Origin of the sequence: Kitasatospora sp. NPDC096077 (assembly GCF_040303245.1) — a bacterium.
GTDB lineage: Bacteria > Actinomycetota > Actinomycetes > Streptomycetales > Streptomycetaceae > Kitasatospora.
Genome location: NZ_JBEOSV010000041.1, coordinates 36336 through 53937, shown reverse-complemented (window position 1 = coordinate 53937; position 17602 = coordinate 36336). Strand labels below are relative to the sequence as shown.

The 17602-nt window shown below is 74.8% G+C and carries 18 protein-coding genes; 11 read left to right on the top strand and 7 right to left on the bottom strand.

What is annotated here, in order from left to right; genetic code table 11:
- Window positions 1-196 precede the first annotated feature (196 nt).
- Window positions 197-646, bottom strand: a complete 450-nt coding sequence (mscL, locus tag ABTZ03_RS28835; protein ID WP_350516022.1) for a large conductance mechanosensitive channel protein MscL — start codon at window positions 644-646, stop codon at window positions 197-199.
- Window positions 647-1068: 422 nt separating this feature from the next.
- Here mscL and ABTZ03_RS28830 point away from each other — a divergent pair, with 422 nt between their 5' ends.
- Both ABTZ03_RS28830 and ABTZ03_RS28825 read left to right on the top strand, forming a co-directional pair.
- On the top strand, window positions 1069-2346 hold the full coding sequence (locus ABTZ03_RS28830; protein WP_350516021.1) for a glycosyltransferase family 4 protein: 1278 nt from the start codon (window positions 1069-1071) through the stop codon (window positions 2344-2346).
- Between the two features lie 175 nt (window positions 2347-2521).
- Window positions 2522-3214: a thiol:disulfide interchange protein DsbA/DsbL gene (locus ABTZ03_RS28825; RefSeq protein WP_350516020.1), complete on the top strand. Its 693-nt coding sequence runs from the start codon at window positions 2522-2524 to the stop codon at window positions 3212-3214.
- A gap of 54 nt (window positions 3215-3268) precedes the next feature.
- Here ABTZ03_RS28825 and ABTZ03_RS28820 read toward each other — a convergent pair whose 3' ends face one another.
- Both ABTZ03_RS28820 and ABTZ03_RS28815 read right to left on the bottom strand, forming a co-directional pair.
- Window positions 3269-4015 carry an SAM-dependent methyltransferase gene (locus ABTZ03_RS28820; protein WP_350516019.1) on the bottom strand — a complete coding sequence of 249 codons (747 nt, stop codon included), beginning with the start codon at window positions 4013-4015 and terminating at the stop codon, window positions 3269-3271.
- Window positions 4016-4115: 100 nt separating this feature from the next.
- Window positions 4116-5255: a glycosyltransferase gene (locus ABTZ03_RS28815; protein ID WP_350516049.1), complete on the bottom strand. Its 1140-nt coding sequence runs from the start codon at window positions 5253-5255 to the stop codon at window positions 4116-4118.
- Window positions 5256-5321: 66 nt separating this feature from the next.
- Between ABTZ03_RS28815 and ABTZ03_RS28810 the strand changes: the two genes are divergently transcribed.
- Entirely contained in the window at window positions 5322-6092 is a 771-nt protein-coding gene (locus ABTZ03_RS28810; protein ID WP_350516018.1) for a glutamate racemase, read from the top strand.
- Window positions 6093-6468: 376 nt separating this feature from the next.
- On the opposite strand, the gene ABTZ03_RS28805 is transcribed toward ABTZ03_RS28810, so the two are convergent.
- On the bottom strand, window positions 6469-7698 hold the full coding sequence (locus tag ABTZ03_RS28805) for a polysaccharide deacetylase family protein (RefSeq protein WP_350516017.1): 1230 nt from the start codon (window positions 7696-7698) through the stop codon (window positions 6469-6471).
- A 340-nt stretch (window positions 7699-8038) separates the two neighbouring features.
- On the opposite strand from ABTZ03_RS28805, the gene ABTZ03_RS28800 reads away from it, so the two are divergent.
- The 3 genes from ABTZ03_RS28800 (at window position 8039) to ABTZ03_RS28790 (ending at window position 9606) form a co-directional block, all read left to right on the top strand.
- Complete coding sequence (locus ABTZ03_RS28800; RefSeq protein WP_350516016.1) at window positions 8039-8308, top strand: hypothetical protein; 270 nt, start codon at window positions 8039-8041, stop codon at window positions 8306-8308.
- A gap of 262 nt (window positions 8309-8570) precedes the next feature.
- Window positions 8571-9107 (top strand): sugar transferase, encoded by a 537-nt coding sequence (locus ABTZ03_RS28795; RefSeq protein ID WP_350516015.1) that lies wholly within the window; start codon window positions 8571-8573, stop codon window positions 9105-9107.
- Window positions 9108-9117: 10 nt separating this feature from the next.
- A complete protein-coding gene (locus ABTZ03_RS28790; RefSeq protein WP_350516014.1) occupies window positions 9118-9606 on the top strand; it encodes an NUDIX hydrolase in 489 nt (162 codons plus the stop codon).
- A 41-nt stretch (window positions 9607-9647) separates the two neighbouring features.
- Here the strand turns inward: ABTZ03_RS28790 and ABTZ03_RS28785 are convergent, their stop codons facing one another.
- Window positions 9648-10187, bottom strand: coding sequence for a PTS-dependent dihydroxyacetone kinase phosphotransferase subunit DhaM (locus ABTZ03_RS28785; protein ID WP_350516013.1), 540 nt, complete (start codon window positions 10185-10187; stop codon window positions 9648-9650).
- Between the two features lie 418 nt (window positions 10188-10605).
- Between ABTZ03_RS28785 and ABTZ03_RS28780 the strand changes: the two genes are divergently transcribed.
- The 4 genes from ABTZ03_RS28780 (at window position 10606) to ABTZ03_RS28765 (ending at window position 13792) form a co-directional block, all read left to right on the top strand.
- Window positions 10606-10794: a DUF397 domain-containing protein gene (locus ABTZ03_RS28780; RefSeq protein WP_360243590.1), complete on the top strand. Its 189-nt coding sequence runs from the start codon at window positions 10606-10608 to the stop codon at window positions 10792-10794.
- 846 nt (window positions 10795-11640) lie between these two features.
- Window positions 11641-12135 (top strand): hypothetical protein, encoded by a 495-nt coding sequence (locus tag ABTZ03_RS28775; protein WP_030288620.1) that lies wholly within the window; start codon window positions 11641-11643, stop codon window positions 12133-12135.
- A gap of 65 nt (window positions 12136-12200) precedes the next feature.
- Complete coding sequence (locus ABTZ03_RS28770; protein ID WP_350516047.1) at window positions 12201-12284, top strand: putative leader peptide; 84 nt, start codon at window positions 12201-12203, stop codon at window positions 12282-12284.
- Window positions 12285-12673: 389 nt separating this feature from the next.
- Window positions 12674-13792 (top strand): acyl-CoA dehydrogenase family protein, encoded by a 1119-nt coding sequence (locus ABTZ03_RS28765; protein WP_350516012.1) that lies wholly within the window; start codon window positions 12674-12676, stop codon window positions 13790-13792.
- 48 nt (window positions 13793-13840) lie between these two features.
- On the opposite strand, the gene ABTZ03_RS28760 is transcribed toward ABTZ03_RS28765, so the two are convergent.
- Window positions 13841-15052: an aminoglycoside phosphotransferase family protein gene (locus tag ABTZ03_RS28760; protein ID WP_350516011.1), complete on the bottom strand. Its 1212-nt coding sequence runs from the start codon at window positions 15050-15052 to the stop codon at window positions 13841-13843.
- 475 nt (window positions 15053-15527) lie between these two features.
- On the opposite strand from ABTZ03_RS28760, the gene ABTZ03_RS28755 reads away from it, so the two are divergent.
- Window positions 15528-17009, top strand: a complete 1482-nt coding sequence (locus ABTZ03_RS28755; RefSeq protein ID WP_350516010.1) for a DNA-binding protein NsdB — start codon at window positions 15528-15530, stop codon at window positions 17007-17009.
- Window positions 17010-17080: 71 nt separating this feature from the next.
- Here ABTZ03_RS28755 and ABTZ03_RS28750 read toward each other — a convergent pair whose 3' ends face one another.
- On the bottom strand, window positions 17081-17596 hold the full coding sequence (locus tag ABTZ03_RS28750; protein WP_350516009.1) for a hypothetical protein: 516 nt from the start codon (window positions 17594-17596) through the stop codon (window positions 17081-17083).
- Window positions 17597-17602: the final 6 nt, after the last annotated feature.

Genomic DNA, 17602 nt, shown 5'->3' with positions numbered 1-17602 from the left:
CCCCCGCCGACGGTGCGACGGGGGCTCGTGAATGTTTGGGGAATAAATTTCCCGTCAGGGCTCAGAAGGGGTGATCCGGACGCGGTCCGAGCGGGACGGAGCCTGTCCGGAACCGGCACGCAGCCGGCCCGGAGCCGGTCCGAGGCCGACTCGGAGCCGGCCTCGAACCCGCCCCGGACACACCGCCGTCGGGTCGTCAGTGCGACTGCAGCGCCTGGGACTGCGCCGGCAGCCCGGGCCGGGCGGCGACCTCGGAGGTGCAGAACGAGCAGCGGGTCGCGGCGGCCGGGATCGAGCTCAGGCACTCCGGGCAGTCCGCCTTGGCGACCGGCGCGGGCCCGCTCTTCTCGAAGCGGTCGTGGAGCTTGCCGACCGGCACCACCACGCAGAAGTAGATGACGGCGCTGACCAGCACGAACCCGATCACCGCGTTGACGAAGAGGCCGTACGGGAACTTGGTGCCGCCCACCTCGAAGGTCTTCTGGGTGAAGTCGCCCACCGTACCGGCGGCGACCCCGACCAACGGGGTGAGGAAGGCACTGACGAACCCGGTGACGACGGCGGTGAAGGCCGCGCCGATCACGATGCCGACCGCGAGGTCCACCACGTTTCCGCGCAGCAGGAAGCTGCGGAATCCCTTGAACACCGGGTGACTCCAAATCCGAACGGGGAAGGGGGAGATGGGGCAGCGCGAGGGGCGCCCCGGCCGGACATCCTGCCGACCTGCCGGGGTCGAGGTCCAACCGCGTTCACCCGATCCGCGTAACCGCCCCGCGCCCCGGGCGCGGCCCGCCCGGGCGGCGCCGGGGCCCTCCGCGTACCGGCGGTTCGCCGTCCGACGGCTCGTGGTTGACCCGATGGTGTGAGCCGGTGGCCGACGCGGCGTACGAAGGAGCGGAGGGCGGTCGGGCGGAGCGGCGCGGGGCGAGACGGGGCGCACGGCGGTCGCAACCGGCGCACGACGGCGGGCCTTCAGCGCACAACGGGTGTACGGGCGCGGGCGCACGGGCCACCACCAGGTTGCGCGAAGGGGCTGTACCGGGCGGGACGCTGTGCCAAGGTCGGTCCATGCCCGACCATACTGCGGCCGATCCGGCCGGAGCCCGCCCGCGAGTCCTGCACCTGATCAGCGACGAACGCCGGGGCGGCGCCCAGAACTTCGCCCGTGACCTCCACCGGGAACTGCGCCGCCGGGGCCAAGCCTCCGCACTGTGCGCGCTCGCCCCGCACCCGGCCGTGCCACCCGCCCGGCCGGGTGCGGCCGTTTCGGGGCCGTCCGCAGGGCCGTCCGCCGTCCCGGGGAAGCCGACGGCGGCGGGGACGTCGGAGGACCCGGTGCTGCCGGGGTTGTGCACCGCCGGGACGGCCGTCCCGGGAACCTGCGGTGAGGGCTGCCCCGACACGGCCCGGCTGCGCGCCGCCGCCGTCCTCGGCCCCGGCCGACTGCGCCCGACCACCCTGCGGGCCCTGCGCTCCGCCGCCCGCTCCGCCGACGTGGTGCTCGCGCACGGCTCCGACACCCTGGCCGCCTGTGCCCTCGCCCTGGCCGGCACCACCACCCCCTTCGTCTACGTCTCGGTCGGCCACCCCCGCTACTGGACCGCGACCCGGCTGCGCCGACTCCGCGGCGGAGCGCTGATGCACCGGGCCGCCGCCGTCACCACGCTCACCGAGCAGGCGCGCGAGGTGCTGGAGGAGCAGTTCGGACTGCCCGAGGGCAAGGTCCGGGTGATCGCCAACTCCCGTGCCGCCGAGAGCTATCCGCCCGCCGACGGCCGGGACGACCGGCGCGCCGCCCGGCACGCCCTGGGCCTGCCGGCGGACGTCCTGCTGGTCGCCTGGATCGGCGCGATATCCCCGGAGAAGCGGCTCGACCTCGCCCTCGACGTGCTCGACCGGCTGCCCGACGTCCGGATGGCCGTCGCCGGGGACGGCCCGCTGCTGGAGGCGCTGGCCCGCCACCCGGCCGCCGCGCGCGCCCACTTCCTCGGCCCGCTGCCCGACCCGGTCCCGCTCTACCGGGCCGCCGACGCGCTGCTGCTCACCAGCGACAGCGAGGGGGTGCCCGGTGCGCTGATCGAGGCGGCACTCGCCGGCGTGCCCGCGGTGGCCACCGACGTCGGCTGGGTGCGCGAGGTCGTCCGTGACGGTGCCACCGGAGCGGTGGTCGCCCCCGGGGACCCGCTCGCGTTGGCCGAGGCCCTGGCCAAGGTGCTGGCCTGCAACCGCGCGGGCCTCGGCGCGGCCGCCCGGGCGCACGCGCTGGAGCACTTCGAACTGGGCGCGGTGGTGGACGACTGGCAGCGCCTGGTCGCCGAGGTGTGGACGGGCGCTCCCGCCGACTGAGCCGCGGACCGTCCGACTGAGTCGACCGGCTGGGCCGCCCAGCGGAGCCGACCGGTCGGGCCGCCGTTCCAGGAGCGTCGGGCGCGCGGGCCCCGTTACGCCGTTCGGGCGAATCCGGGCCCGACGCCCCGTACCGACTCGCCGGTAACGGGACGTCAGCACCACACTGCCCGGTGTGAACTCGAAGTCGCTGCTGCGGTCCACCGTCCTGCTCGCCGTCGCCGCCGGGATCGCGGTGTCCCCGGTCCAGGCCGGTGCGGTGACCCACCAACCCCCCTCCGAGGGCGCGCAGTTCGTCCGGCTCGACCACCCGCAGCCGGTGCGCGAGAACGCCCGCACCGAGGCCGTCGAGTTCTTCTGGTACGACTGCGGCCACTCGCAGGCACTGGAACAGCCGCTGCAGGCCTGGGCCGAGAAGCACCGCTCCGACGTCGCGCTGCGCCGTGTCCCGGCGATCTGGCAGGGCAGCCCGGACGAGGGCACGCAGCGCGCCCACGCCCGCCTGTACTACACGCTGGAACGCCTCGGCCTGGTCGAGCGCCTGCAGGTCAGCGCCTTCCGCGCGATCCACACCGACCGGGCCGACCTCACCACCGAGACCGCCGCCACCGACTGGGCGGTGCGCCACGGCGTCGACGCCCAGAGCTTCCGCACGGCCTACGACTCCGCCGAGGTGCGGACGTCGGTGGACGACGCGGCCGCCCAGTTCGTCCGCTACGGCATCAACGAGCTCCCGACGGTGGTCGTCCAGGGCGAGTACCGCACCTCGCCGACCAAGGCCGGCGGCGTCGAGGCGATGCCCGAGGTCCTCGACTACCTGGTGCAGCAGGAGCAGGTGCAGCGGCACGGACAGGTGCAGCGGCACTGATTCCCCGTGGCTCCCCGTGGCGAGGTCCGCAATCGGCTTCGCCGGTACGGGAGTTCAGTCGCGGCGCAGCAGGTAGGTGACGAAGCCGAGCGTCCCCCGGTAGCCGTTCAGCCACCCGGAGCGGTGGTGGTCCGCGGCCTCCCGGGCGGCCGCCGCGTCCGGGTGCTCCGGGTGGTCCAGCGCCCACGCGGCCAGCGAACCCGTCCAGGAGAACTCGTAGTCGTCCCACTCCCGGGCGGTGCTGACATGCCCGTACACCGGGGTCCAGCCGGCCGCGAGCACCCGGTCGGTGGTGGTCGCCAGGTCCGCGAAGTCCTCCTCGGCGGCGCCCAGTCCGTCCAGCGCGGCCCGCGACGGCTGATGCTCCCAGAACCCCTCGCCGACCAGCAACCGCCCACCGGGAGCGAGGAGTTCACGGGCCGCCGCGAGGGTGGGCAGCAACCCGTCGAAGGCATGGGTGGCGCCCACGCACAGCACCAGGTCGAAGGGCTCCCGGTCGGTGAACTCCCGGGCGTCCCGGTGGTGCAGGCCGATCCGGCCCGCCACGCCGAGCGCGGTCGCCGTCTCCCGGGCCCGGGTCAGCGCCGCCGCGTCCACGTCCACCCCCACCGCGCGCCAGCCCGGCCGCGCGGTCAGCGCCCGCAGCAGCCAGGCGCCCTCGCCGCAGCCCAGGTCCAGTGCCCGGCCGGACTCCCGACCGCCCAGCGCACGCTCCAGCAGACGGGCCACCGAGTCGTCCGCCAGCGGTGCCGCGATCGGATGGTGGGCATGGGCGAGCCGGGATATCCGCTGACGGTCCATCCGAGCAGTATGGATCAGCCCGGCCCGCAGCGCCGGGTTTTTTCGCGCCGTCCCGGGGCCCGTGGACCCGCCGTCCCGGGCCCGTCGGTATCGTCCGGGGCTACGCCCGCGAGTACGTCCGCCCCTTCCAGGCCGCCCCCCGGCCGAGCCAGTGCTGCACCGCCGAGTCCACCGTCATCAGCAGGTACAGCGCGGCCGTGAACGGCAGCAGCAGCACGGCCACGGCGGGCTGCCCGTAGTAGCGGACCATCGGCAGGTAGGTGCCCGCCATCAGCGCCCAGGCCGCCCCGCCCGCCACCGCGACCGCCGGCGCCCCCGCCATCAGTCCGGCCACCGTCGCCACCGGCGGCACCAGGTACACCAGGGCCAGCCCCAGCACCGTCCCGAGCAGCAGCAGCGGCGAGTGCCGCAGCTGGGCGTACGCGCTGCGCGACACCATCCGCCACAGCTGCTCCAGCCGCGGGTACGGCCGGACGCTGTCCACCACCCCGGACAGGCCGAGCCAGGTGCGCCCGCCCGCGGACTTCACCGCCCGGGCCAGCGAGACGTCGTCGATCACCGCCCCCCGGACCGCCGCCACCCCGCCCGCGCGCTCCAGCGCGTCCCGCCGCACCAGCGAGCAGCCGCCCGCCGCGGCCGCCGTCCGCGCACCGGGGCGGTTGGCCCGGCGGAACGGGTACAGCTGGGCGAAGAAGTACACGAAGGCCGGGACGATCAGCCGCTCCCAGCCGGTCTCCACCCGCAGCCGGGCCATCTGCGACACCAGGTCCAGCCCTGCGGACTCGGCCGCGGCCACCAACTCGGCCAGCGAGTCCGGGCCGTGCGCGATGTCCGCGTCCGTCAGCAGCACGTACTCGACGTCCGGACCGGCCAGCTCCACCCCGTGCCGCAGTGCCCACAGCTTGCCCGTCCAGCCGGCCGGCAGCGGGGGAGGAGCGGTGACGGTCAGCTCCAGCCCGTCCATCGTCCGCAGCTCCGCCGCCAGCGCGCCGGTGCCGTCCGAACTGTGGTCGTCCACCAGGATCACCCGCGCCCGCCCCGGATACCTCTGCGCCAGCAGGGTCGGCAGGCTCACCGGCAGCATCGCCGCCTCGTCCCGGGCCGGCACCACGATCGCCGCCTCCGGCCACCGCACCGGCGGGCGACGCGGTGGCAACCGGACGTCGGTGCGCCAGAACCCGCCGTGGCAGCACGCCAGCCAGAGCCAGACCAGCAGGGAGAACGCGGCGATCCACAGCAGGACGGTCACCCCGGCAGTCTGCCGCAGAACGGGTCGCGACGGGTGGATCGACTAAAGTCTTGCCTCGTGAAGATCGCACTGATGGACTCCGGGATCGGCCTGCTGGCCGCCGCCGACGCCCTTCGGAAGCTGCGCCCGGACGTCGATCTGGTGCTCTCTTCCAACCCGGCCTCGATGCCGTGGGGGCCGCGCACGCCGGAAGAGGTCACCGAGCTGGCCCTCGACTGCTGCCGGGCCGCGGCGGCCCACGCACCGGACGCCCTGGTGATCGCCTGCAACACGGCCTCGGTCCACGCGCTCGCCGCGGTGCGCGCCGAGTTCGAACCCGGCCTGCCGATCATCGGCACCGTCCCCGCGATCAAGCCGGCCGCCGCCCTCGGCGGCCGCGTCGCCATCTGGGCCACCCCGGCGACCACCGGCAGCGCCTACCAGCGCGGGCTGATCCGTGACTTCGGCGGCACCGCCGACATCACCGAGGTCGCCTGCCCCGGCCTCGCGGACGCCGTCGAGCACGGCGACGACGAGGGCATCACCGCGGCCATCGCCGATGCGGCCGCCCGGACGCCGCAGGGCATCGACGCGCTGGTGCTCGGCTGCACCCACTACGAACTGGTGGTCGACCGCATCCGTGCCGCCGTCGCCCCCACCGCCTCCCCGGCGCTCACCTTCCTCGGCTCCGCGGACGCCGTCGCCGCCCAGGCCCTCCGCCGGGTCGCCGACCCCTCCCGCCCCGGCACCGGCACCCTGACCGTCCTCCACGCCGGCATCCCGGCGACCCTCCCCGGCACCGCCACGCTCTACCCCCAGGGCCGCACCCTGGCCCCGGTCACCGCCTGACCCCGGGCCGGGCCCGGCACCGGAAGTCGGCCCGGCCGACTTCTCGCGCGAGGCAGGACGTCCCCGTGCCTTCCCGAGTCGACTCATCGACCGGAAGTCGCCCGTGGACCCGGCCGAGAGCTCCGGAGTCGACTTGTCGATGGAGGAGCGCCCACCCGCCCGACCAGTGCCCGCAGGTGGCTGGATCGCGCGCCCGGCGGTACCGGTCAGGCACGGTGCGTGCCTGACCGGCAGGCCGCTCGGCGCACCCTGCCGCCGGCACGCCCTGCCGCTCGACGCATCCTGTCACGCGACGGACCCTGCCGCGCGACGCACGGAACCGCGCCGCGCAGGAAGTCGACCGGCCCGACTTCCTGCGCAGCAGTGACCCCGTCGGTCAGGCCACCGCCTGGCGCCGCCAGCGGCGGTAGGCGGGTTCGAGGCCGGAGAGGATGGTGTCGAAGCGGCGGATGCTGGTGGTGGAGTCGACCTGGAGGCGGCTGATCTGGAGCGGGTGGGTGGGGAGTCGGGGGCCCAGGCGGTGGTCGGAGAGGAAGCCGAGGCGGTAGCCGAGCTCTTGCAGGACGGTTTCGGCACGCGGGTCGTGGCCGCCGTCGGGGTAGGCGAAGGCGATCGGGGGTTCGCCGAGCCAGTGGGTGAGGGCTTCGTGGGCGCCGGTGATCTCCGCCCGGACGGTGGCGTCGTCGCAGCGCCCGAGGCACGGGTGCCCCTGGGTGTGGTTGCCGATGGCGACGCCGCCGGCCCGCAGGGCGAGCAGGTCGGCGGGGGTGAGCTGTTCCTGGGGGGGCGGCCGGCGGTCGGCGCTGGCCCGCAGTTCGTGCAGGCTGCGGCGCCGGTCCGGGTCGGGCATGGCCTTGAGCCGGGGGAGCAGCTGGGAGGGGTGGCCGCAGTCGAGTGAGCGGGCGCGGCCGCCGTGGCGGGCGAGGAAGTCGGCCTCGTGCCACCAGAAGGGGCGCTCGGTGCCGATGAGTTCGGAGATGACGAAGGCGGTGGCGGGGATCCCGCGGGCGTCGAGGGCGGGCAGGGCGTGGGTGAGGACGCTCCGGTCGGCGTCGTCGAAGGTGACCAGGACGCTGCGCGGCGGCAGCGGCCGCCGCTCGGTGACGGCCTGGAGGACGGCTTCCAGCGAGACCGGGGTGGCGAGCCGCCGCAGCCGGTCCAGCTGGGCGCCGAAGGAGCGGTGGTCGGTGACCCCGTGGTAGGCGAGCACGGCGAGTCGCTGGGCGGCCCGGGCCCGGAACAGCGGCTGGACGGGGGCGAACCGCAGCCATTCGCCCCGTGCGTCCTGCTGTTCCGGCTCGGTCCGTTCGGCGTCGACGTGCCCGCTTCCGGTGGACGGCGTTTCGACGTGCGTGGCGTCCGCGTACGTCGCGTCCGCATACGTGGCGTCGACGTGTCGTACGTCGAGGAGCCTGGTGTCGAGTCGCTTGGTCTCGCGTCGCTTGGTGTCGATGCGCTTGGTGTCGAGGCGCTTCGCCTCGACGGGGGGTCGGCCGGCGCCGTGGTGGTCGGACGCGTAGCCGGTGGGAGGGGGCAGTGCCCGCACGCCGGGCACGGGCCTGGCGCGGGCGGTGGAGGTCGACGGGGTGGATTGGGTCTGCGGCAACGGTTCCCCCTTGGTCGCCGAGCGGCGTGGCGGTACCGCCGGAGGACGGAGCCCGGCCTCCGACTCCAGGGTGCGGCGGCTCCGCCCCCTGGGTATTCCGGTTCCCGGTGGGGGGTTCTCACCCGTCCCGGGAACGGCTCCTGGATCACTCGATGCCATTGAGACCGCTGCACCAGGCGGATGGTTGTACCGGGGGGACGAGGATTTTTCGTGGACTGATTGTGGAGCATGCACACGTGTCCGCAGGCCGGGAGCACCCCTGGAGCGGCCTTGCGGAGCGTGTCCGGGCCTTCACTCCCTGCGGGCTGCCCCGGGGCCCGGCCCGGGGTACCTTGGGCTCATGGCAGATGCGGACCGTGATCCCTTCCACCTGCACGGTGCGACCCGTTGGAACCGCGCGTGCAGTGGCGGAGCCCTGGTCACCCACCGGATTCCGCTGGCGGTGACGGGCTTGGCCTGTCTCGCGCTGGGCATCGTCGTGGCCGTGATCGTTCCGGACAGTGACGGTCCGGCCTGGGCGATGGCGGTGGCCGGCTGCCTGGCGACGGGGGTCCTGCTGCTCGGCCGGATCGCCTTCGGGGTGCTCCGTCGGCGGGGTGCCACGCTCTGACGGCCGGGGTGACCGCCGGTCGGGCGGAGGCCTTCCGGGTGCTCCCGGGCACGTCCGCGCGGTCCGTGCGATTGATCAACAGATCGATCGAAATTGGTCAGAACGACCGAATTCCAGCTCATCCGACAATTCTCTGCGCTCTTCTTCCGCCATTCCCGGACAGCGGCTTCGTCCCCCCTCTACTGTGAATGCGTTCTGGCGGCTCGGAACGCCCTGAAGGGGGAGTGATGAGCGGCAGACCGGATATCGCCGTGTCCGCCTCATGAAACGCGGTGGCGACCTCGCCGTCGCCGCCCTGGCCGCCGTCGTCGCGCTCCCACTGGCCCTGCTGATCGCCGTCCTGCTCCGCTGCGGGACCACCGGACCGGTGCTGCTCCGGCAGACCCGCACCGGACGGCACGGGCGCGAGTTCCGGATCCTGCGCTTCCGCACCGATCCGCACGGCCGGCTCGGCGCCCTGCTGCGCCGCACCGGCCTGGACGAGCTGCCCCGGCTGTGGAACGTCGCCCGCGGCGAGATGGGCGTGATCGGCCCCCACCCGGACCGGCCCGAGCAGGTGCTCCGCTACTCCGGCCGGGAGCGCGGCCGCCTCGCCGTACGGCCCGGACTGACCGGTTGGGCCCAACTGCACGCCGACCGCCCGCTCACCCCGCCGTCCCGGGCCGAACTCGACCTCTGGTACGTCGAGCACCGCTCGCTCCGGCTCGACCTGCGCATCCTCGGCCGCACGGTGCTCGCCGCGTTCCGCCCGTCCGCCACCCGCCCACTGGACGAGGAGTGCGGGCGACCCGCTCGATAGGCTGCGCCGCATGGCCATTCCTCCCTTCCTCGCCGAACTCCGCACCTTCGTGGGCAACCACCCGCTCTGGCTGAGCGCCGTCGCCGCCGTCGTCGTGGACGACCGGCAGCGGGTGCTGCTCGCCCGCCGGGCCGACGACGGCCGGTGGGCGTCCGTCGGCGGCATCCTCGACCCGGGCGAGCAGCCCGCCGACGGCGTGGTGCGCGAGTGCCAGGAGGAGACCGGTGTGGTGGTGGTGCCCGAGCTGCTCGCCTCGGCCACCGTCACGCCGCCGATCAGCTACCCGAACGGCGACGTGACGCAGTACCTGGTGCTGACCTTCCGCTGCCGGGCGGTCGGCGGCGAGGCCCGGGTGAACGACGACGAGTCGCTGGAGGTGGGCTGGTTCGCGCTGGACGAGCTGCCGCCGATGATCGACTCCGAGCACGACCGGCTGCGCCACGCGCTGGAGTGCAAGGGCCCGGCGGTCTTCACCCTGGACGGCCGGGAACACCCGTAGCCCGGTAGCCCGGCAGCCCCGCGGGCCCGGGGCGGTCGGGCTCAGCCCTTCTGCTGCCGGTAGGCCTCCTCGGCCGCGTCCAGCACGGCGGCCAGGTCCCCGCCCGCGGTGGCGGTCGCCGCGGCGGCGACCGCGCCCTCCACGAACGGCGCGTTGGCGAAGCGGACCGGGAACGGCAGGCCGTGCTCGTCGGCCTCCGACAGCAGGGCCCGCACGGTGGTCACTGCGCTGCCCAGGTCGGCGAGCACCACCACGCCGTGGCCCTGGTCGACCCGCCGGGTGGCGGCGGCCACCAGCACCGCGCTGATGCCCGGTCCGTCGGCCGGGTCGCCGCCGGTCGCGGCGAGCGGCGCGGGGGAGTCGGATCCGGTCAGGGTGAGCGCCAGGGACCGTACGGCGGTGGCCAGTTCCCGGCTGTGCGAGACCAGGACGATCCCGACCCGGCCGTGCACGGCGGTCCGCGCCGGGGTGGGCCGGGGCAGCGGGGTGGCCGAGGGCGGGGTGCGGGGCGCCGGCGGGTGGGCCGAGGGGGCGTCTGAGATGGGGATGACGTCGGCGCGGGTGCCGTCCCGGCGGCTCATCGGCTGCTCCCTGGGGCGAGGTGGGTCGGGATGGGGCGAGTTCGTGGGCGGGGTGCGGGGCGCGGGGTGCGTCGTGGGCGGGGCACGGACGGGTCACGAGCGCGTCCTGGCAGCACTCTGGCAGCTGCCCGCGGCCCCGCCGGTCGGGACACGCCCCACTGCGCCCCGAGCGCTTCTCCACCGGCCCTGCTCCCCACCCCGGGACGTCCCCGGCCGGGGAGCAGGCGGAGTCCTCGGGGCAGCCCTCGGGGGAGTCCTCGTCAACCCGCTGACCGGGCCCCGGGGGTGTGGCTAGGCTGGCCGTGGAATTCCGTCGGGAGGAGATCGGTCAGTGGCAGTCAACAGCGGGACGGACATCGGGGCGAACACCGCCGAGGTCGGCGTCGAGCCGGCGCTCGCGCCGAACGGCAAGCCGAGGGTGGACTTCACCGGGGCCGAGTGGCTGTGCAGCAGCCAGGGGGTCGGGGATGTCCAGATCGCGTTCGTGGACGGGTACATCGGGATGCGGGACGGCCGCCAGGAGGACGGGCCGGTGCTGGTCTTCACCCCGGCCGAGTGGCGGGCCTTCGTGCTCGGCGCCCGGGACGGCGAGTTCGACCTCACCTGAGTCCACGCCCGAGCCAGCCGCGCGCCGTCCGGGCGCGTCGCGGAGCGGCCCGAACTGCGGCAGGACGCGCAGTCTCGGGACCGCTCCGCAGGTGGTTCCGGGTCGATGGCGGGGCGACGCGGGCCGACGACGGGTCGATGGCAGGGCGACGCGGGTCCCGGCGCCGCCGATGATTTCGGCACCGAACATCACAACTGATGATCTTTTGAGCGTGCCCCGTCAGAATTTCTGTTGACTGTTAGACAAACGCAGCTCAGAGTATGAGCACAGGCAGACGCCGTGCCCACCGCCCCCACGCGGCCAGACACGGCGCCTGCTGTGCGGCCCGGCAGCTGCCAGGCCTACCTCCCAGTCATCCCCTGCGCACCGGGGTGCGTCGGCCGGTCCCGGCCCACGAAGGGCCGGCAGTCGCCGGGAGGCTGGCGCCGACGCCGAGAGCGACTCGGAAACGGCACCGTTTGCTCGGGACCCGCACGCCCCCACGCGGCGGCGTCCCGAGCAGATCCACGGGAGCGACGGGCCGGGGCCCCGCGGATCTGGCTCTTGTTGCACGGAACTGCAGTGGAACTGTTGGCTTGTGTGTTTGTGCTGTGTGCGACGACGAAGCTGGGTGCTCGGCAGTTCGGCACGACAAGTGCACAGTGAGGGATACGCGTGTAGGGCCGCGTTGCGACATGCCGTCCCCCCGGAGGGTGAAACCCAGAACGGCTGCCGTGCTGAACCGAACGTAGCCCGGACGGTTGCTCAGAGTCAACATTGGTCTCTGAGCGTCGACCTCCCGCCGGTCCCCCGTCGGTGCCCCACCCGCCTCGCGAGTGTGGTGTGCCGGACACGTACGATGTTCCCATGTCTTTTCTCCGCCGTCGCTCCGGACAGCCCGCCGGCCCGGACTTCGACGTGCTCGCGATGGACCCGGGTGACTGGCCCGGCGACTTCGGTGCGGCCATGATGACCGGCCCGGACGGCTCCTGCCAGGGCATCTTCCTGCGCTACGACCTGTTCGGCGGCAGAGGGCCGGCGATGTTCATCGGCAACCTCCCCGAGGGGTCGCCCGCGCGGGAGACCGGCGACGAGGTGCCCTTCGAGGTGCGCCAGCTGCTCGCGGCGCTGGAGAACGACGAGCCGGTCGAGTTCGTCTCGGCCGAGGACTTCCCGGTCATGCTCGGGGACGACCTGCTGATCGTGAAGAAGGTCAAGGTCAGCGAGGAACGCGTGTTCTGCGCCCAGTTCGGCCGCAGCGACGGCGTCCTGGTCACCATCGCGTCCTGGGACCGACCGATTTCGGACGACCTGTATCAGCTGCTGAAGCCGCTTCCGGCCGACATGTTCCAGCAGGGCTGACCGGGCCCGCCCGGGACCCGGACGCTGCTTGACGGTATCGATCAACGGTTCGTACAGTCGCGGACATGCCGTGCCGTCTCCCGCTGTTGACCCGTCGCAGGCATCTGGACCTGTGTCGGACCGCCAGCGCGGTGTGTCCGGGCCGCTGAGGGGGATCTCGTCCCCGTGGCGGCGGGCGACCGACCGGACCGGGTCGGCGCCGAGACCGGGGGTCGGGTCGAGCGACCGGCCTCCGGGGCCGCCGACCGGTTCCGCGCGCCGTCAGGGCGTGCCGCCCGTACCCGCTGAGCCCATGCTGCCGCCCGGAGGCACCAGCACCATGACGACCACCGCTGCCGACGACCGCTCGTCGAACGATCGTTCCCGATCCGCGCATCGATCCGCATCTCGAACCGCACCGCGCCCCGCACCGACGGATTCCGGTCATCCCGCGCCGCCGGCCCCGGCGCCGTCGGCCCCGGCGCCGTCGACCCCGGCGGCGGGATCCGCGGCCTCTGACCGCTCGGCGGTCGAGGCCGCCCTGGCCGGGTTGCCCCGGGTGGTCGACCTGCTGGCCGCCCGCGCCGAGGAGCACGACCGGGACGCCACCTTCCCGTACCAGGGCATCGAGGCCGTCCACGAGGCCGGGCTGCTCACCCTGACCGTCTCCCAGCGGTACGGCGGAGCGGGCGGCACGCTGGCCGACACCGTCCGGGTGCTGGCCCAACTCGGCCGCGGCGACGCTTCGGTGGCCGTGGTCACCGCCTTCACCCTGCTCCAGCACGCCGAGCAGGCCCGCCGGGCGAGCTGGCCGGCGGCCGGCTACCGGCGGCTGCTCACCGAGTCCCGGCGCGGGCCGGCGCTGGTCAACACGCTGCGGGCGGAGCCCGGCGGCGGAACGGACGCGCTGCCCGGCACGGTCGCCCGACGGGGCGCGGACGGCTGGCAGTTGACGGGCCGGAAGACCTACTGCACCGGCGCCGAGGCGCTGGCCTGGATGGCCGTCACGGCGCGGACGGACGAACCCGAGCCGCGGGTCGGCACCTTCCTGGTGCGCGGCGAGAGCGAGGGCCTGGAGATCGACCCGACCTGGGACCAACTCGGCCTGCGCGCCAGCGCCAGCCACGACGTCGTCCTCGACGGGGTGACGGTCCCGGTCGAACTCGCCCTCGGCCTGCGCACACCCGATCGGGCGGACGACGCGGACGGCGTGGCGGCCGAACTCGCCCGCGCCTGGCACGATCTGGCCCTCGCCGCAGTGGCGATCGGGGTCGCCCGGGCCGCCGAGGCCTGGCTGGTCCGCTTCCTGAACCAGCGCACTCCGGCCAACCTGACCGAGCCGCTCGGCACCCTGCCGCGCTACCGCGCCGCACTAGGCGAGATCGACGCCCAGCTGATCGGCGCCGAGGAACTCGTGCACGGCCTGGCCGCCCGGGTCGACCGGGGCGAACCGGACGCCGTCGCCCGGACCGGACCGGCCCACCTGCTGGCCACCCGGGCCGCCACCACGGCCGTTCAGCAGGCCGTGGCGCTCACCGGCAACCCGGGGCTGAGCCGCCGGCACCCGCTGGAGCGCTACCTGCGGGACGTGCTCAGCAGCCGGGTGCACCTGGCGCCCGAGGAGAGCGTCCTGGACACCGCCGGCCGGGCCGCCCTGGCCCGCGGCGCCCGGCCGTGAGGGCCGCCCGGCGGTAGGAGCCCGTCAGCCGGGGGGACGGCCCGTCGGTCAGCGGGTGCCGACCGCGGCCCGGACCGCGCGACGGGCGAGCGCGGCGTCGTCGTACAGCCGGCGGATCATGATCCGCTGCTCCTCGCCGGCGCCCGGCACGTCGTACAGCCGGATCTCCCGCATCAGCACCAGCACCAGGTTCACCAGGAACGCGTCCCGGGCCATCGTGCCGCCGCTCTGGGCGAGTTGGCTGATCTGGCGGCGGGCGGCGGTGTCGCCGGAGAGCACGCTCCACAGCACCGCCAGGTCGTAGCCCGGCAGGTACCAGCCGGCCTGCTCCCAGTCGACCAGCACCGGGCCGGACGGCGCCAGCAGCATGTTGCTGAGCAGGGCGTCGCCGTGGCACAGCTGGAGCGGGGTGTTGCCCAGCCCGTGCAGCAGGCCGCGCAGGTCGCCGGCGTCCCGGTCGGTGAGCTGGCCCACCGAGTGGTAGCGGGCGATCTCCATCTGGTAGTCCAGGCGCGGCTGGAACACGTCGCTCGGCGGCCGCCAGAGGTTGAGCGTCCGGACGGCGCCGAGCAGCGCCCGCACCTCGCCCGGGGTGGGCGCGTTGACCGGGTGGCGCTCGCGGGCCGCCGGGCGCCCCGGAATGCGCTCCATGACCAGCACGCAGCGGTCGTGGTCGGCCGCGACCAGCCGGGGCAGCCGCACCGGCGGGCGGTGCCGGACGAACGCCCGGTAGACCGCGACCTCGTGGTGGAAATCGGCCACCAGCTGCTCGAAGTACTCACTCCGCACCGCCTGCGGCGCCAGGCACTTGGCGACCACCGGCGCCCGCCCGATGGTGCCCGCCACCAGGATGTGGCGGCTGCCCTCGCGCAGGACCTGACGCGGGGTGAACGCCGGACATATCCGCGCGATGCTCCCCAGGGCGGCCCGTACCGACGGCGTCTGCAGCGCCGACGGGTCGATCCGCTCCGGTCCGCCCGGCTGGCCGGGCCGCCGGGCACGCAGCACCTGGCCGTCCGCCTGCCGGGCCAGCGGGAGGCGGTGGCCGGGCGGCGGGGCGGTCTCGGGGCCGCGCAGCCCCAGCGCCGTACGGCCGGCCGGGACCCGGGCGTCCGTGACCCGGCCCTCGGCGCCGCGCGGGGCCACCGGGCGGCTCGCCGGGGGCACCTGCTTGGGGCCGGGACGGCCGGCGGCTGCGGTGGGGGGGCGCAGCGCCGTTCGGGTCGCGGTCGGCGTGGGGGTCGTCGCTGAGGAGTACATGGGCTGAGGGTGGTCCCTTCCGGTCCGTCTGCGGGTGCGCCCCGCGGGGCGGGGGAGGGCTGGTGCCGCGAGCTTCCTGGCGTGACGGCGGCCCTGCTTCGGTCGTCGGCGGGTGGTGCGCGGGCGCCGGGCACGGACGCGGGGTCGGAACCCCGGTTCGACGGCGCTCCGGCCGTCCGCACCCTGGGGAATGCGACCGACCGGACTGCCGTGGCCGTGCCCGGCGCCCCCGCGCCACCCGGCCGCGCCACCCCCTCGGGTGAGGACCGGGAGCGTCCCGTGCCACGGTCGGGGGAATGCCCAGGCCCTGGTGGGACGCCGCCGGACCCGAGGGGCGCGGTGGCGCATTCCTACAACACACCCCTCAGGCACTGGCTTAGTAGTCTGGCGGGCCCTGGCGAACGGTGGCGAATGCTCGCCTGGCACTTGCCGGAGCCTCTAGCCTCGGAGGTGCCGAGGAACCTGGGGGCTTCATTTGAGCAGGGAACCCAACACCCGACTCGCCGATCTGTTCGTCCTGACCGGATGGTCCAAGGGCGAACTGGCCCGGCTGGTCAACCGTCGGGGTGCCGCGCTGGGACAGCAGCAACTGTCCACCGACACTTCGAGGGTACGGCGGTGGATCGAGCAGGGGGAGATCCCGCGCGATCCCGTGCCGAGGGTGCTGGCGGCCGTGTTCACGGAGCGGCTCGGACGTGTCGTCACCACTGAGGACCTCGGTCTGGAACGACACCGGCCCACCAGGTCCGGAGCGGAGCCGTCCGCAGCAGTGCCGTGGACGCCGGATCGAACAGCCGCGGTCCTCACCGAGTTCACGGGAATGGACCTCATGCTGAACCGACGTGGATTGGTGGGCGCCGGAGCCGCGCTCACGGCCGGGGCGGTCGTCGCCGACTCGCTGAAGGGCTGGCTGGGCGGGGACGCGGTCGCGTACGCGGCCTCCGTGCCCGGCCCGCGCCAACTGGTCACCGGGAGCGCCGCGCGCCCGGTGGTCGACGTGTACGACGCGGGCCCGGTGGGGCTCGACGAGGTGGAGTCGCTGGAGCACTCGGTGCAGGTGTTCCGGGCCTGGGACGCCGCCCGCGGCGGCGGGCTCCAGCGCAAGGCGGTGGTCGGTCAACTCAACGAGGTGGGCGGATTGTTGACGCACCGCCACACGCCGGTGGTGGAGCGGCGGCTGTGGCTGGTCGCGGCCAACCTGGCGGTGCTGGCCGGCTGGATGTCGCACGACGTGGGTCTGGAGCCCACCGCCCAGCGGTACTTCATGATGGCGGCCGAGGCGGCCAAGGAGGCCGGCGACCGGCCGCGGGCCGGCGAGGCGATCTCCCGGGCCGCGCGGCAGATGGTGCACCTGGGCCGGGCCGACGAGGCGATCGAGCTGATGTCGGCGGCCAAGGCGGGGGGCGGCCTGCTGCTGCCCAGGACGCGCGCGATGTTCAACACGGTGGAGGCCTGGGCGCACGCCTCGATCGGGCACGGCCAGGACACCTACCGGCTGCTGGGCGAGGCGGAGGAGCTGTTCGCCGAGGACGCGCCGGAGCCGCCGCCGTCCTGGATGCAGGTCTTCGACGAGGCCGAACTGCGCGGCATGCAGGCGCTGGTGCTGCGCACCCTGGCCGAGCACGACCCGGCGGCGGCCCCGCGGGCGCGGCGGCACGCGGAGCGGGTGATCACCCTGCGGGAGGGCACCGGGCAACTGCGCTCGGCGCTGTTCGACCGGATCACCCTGGCCTCGGTGCACTGGATCACCGGGGAGCCGGACGCGGCGGAGTTCCAGGCCAAGATGGTGCTGAACCTGATCGGCCAGAACTCCTCGCACCGGACCTGGGACCGGCTGCGCGAGATGTACCGGCTGACCGCCCGCTACCGGGGACTGCCGGTGGTGGACGAGCTGCGCGCGGAGCTCGGCCGGGAGCTGCGCGCGGCGGACGCCAAGAACCGACCACGGCGGACGTGAGGAGGGCGGGGGACGGTCGGTGGTGAGCCGGACGGGGTCCGGCGCGGCGGGCGGAGGGACGGAAGGAGGGGTCAGGCCTTCCGGAGCAGCATCCGCAGCGCGGTGACGGTGCCGTCGGCGCCGAGGACGGGTTCGCCCGCGCACTCGACGTCGTCGTGCCGTCCGCCGGGGCGGCTGATCCGCAGGGTGCCCGCGGCCGGGCGGCCGTGCACCAGGGCGTCGGTCATCATCCGGCGCAGCACCGGCCGGTCCGCCTCGGGGAGGCGGTCGGGCAGCCGGTCGAGGCTGAGCGGGCCGTGCCGCGGATCGCAGCCGAGGAGGAGGTAGGTCTCCGCGGTCCAGCGGACGTCGTCGGTGAGCAGGTCCCACTCGGCCGAGCCGACGGCGCGGTCGTTGTCGTGGGCGGTGCCGCCGTTGTGGAGGAAGCCGGACGGCTCCCGCGCCGTGCCGTCCACTCTGCCGTCCGTTCCGCTGTCGCAGCCGTCGTCGGCGCCGCCCGCGGTGCCGACGACGTGGTCCGTGCCCGCCCGGGGGCCGGCCGCCGTGGCGGGGTCCGGCGGGCGAGCGGTGCCTAAGGGCATGTTCATGGCGGT